This is a genomic window from Leisingera sp. ANG59 (assembly GCF_013317235.1).
GTDB lineage: Bacteria > Pseudomonadota > Alphaproteobacteria > Rhodobacterales > Rhodobacteraceae > Leisingera.
The window spans coordinates 1-892 of record NZ_WLCM01000100.1; the positions used below are offsets into that span (position 1 = coordinate 1).

An 892-nucleotide genomic window follows, 5' to 3' on the forward strand; every position below is an offset into this window, starting at 1 on the left:
CTCCTGCACCACGCTGTGGTCATACAGATCGAAGGTGCCAGCTACCGCCTGCGCAGCCATGCCGACCTCATACCCGAGCATGTCCGCGCCAACGCCCCGATCGCTCCCCCGCCTCCGCCGAAGCGCCGCGGGCGACCGCCAAAGACAAGGAATGGAGCCGCTGATCACTAACGCCGGCTGATCACCGGGACCGAGCAAGTGGGGAATTTTACTTCGGCACTTTTGGGGAAAATTGAAACGGCGTTGACATCTGGGACCGGCGCCGCCCGAAGACGCTGTTCTCCGGCCTGATGGCCTGCGGCTGCTGCGGCGGCGGCTTTGCCAAGATCTCCAGGGACAGCTTCGGCTGCTCCCCGGCGAGGAACAAGGGCGCCGCGGTCTGCAGCAACAAGCGCACGATCAAGCAGGCCGACCTGGAAGCCCGGGTTCTGGATGCGCTGGCGAACCACCTGATGGATCCGGATGCGGTGCAGGTCTTCTGCGAAGAATACACTGCCGAACGCAACCGGCTGAAGGCCGCAGCCGCCGGGAACCGCAAGGAAAAGGAACAGGCGCTCGCCCGTGCCAAGCGCGACCACCAGAAGCTGGTGGATGCGATCATCGCAGGCATTCCCGCAGATCAGGTGAAAGACCGGATGATCGAGCTGGACCCCGGTTTTGCAACTTTCCGTTCGCGAGGGGGATACCCCCTTCGATCCCCTCCTCGTCAGCTTGTTTTCGGCCTTCGCCTCTACAAGCTTCCTGCGGCCAGCAGCCTGCTGGACCCGCCCTACCGGGAGCGGGTGTCGCGGCTGATCAGGAGCCTTGGCACGGCCGAGGGCATGGAAGAGGCCAAGGAAGCGCTGCGCGCTTTGGTGGAGCGGATCGTGCTGACGCCTGCGGCGGAGGGCAC

At 64.8% G+C, this 892-nt stretch carries 1 protein-coding gene; it reads left to right on the forward strand.

All coding sequences use genetic code 11. The features are described 5' to 3' along the window. Nucleotides 1-290: 290 nt before the first annotated feature. Nucleotides 291-892, forward strand: a 602-nt coding sequence (locus tag GKC28_RS26090) for a zinc ribbon domain-containing protein (RefSeq protein ID WP_217434233.1), incomplete at its 3' end; no start/stop codon positions are given.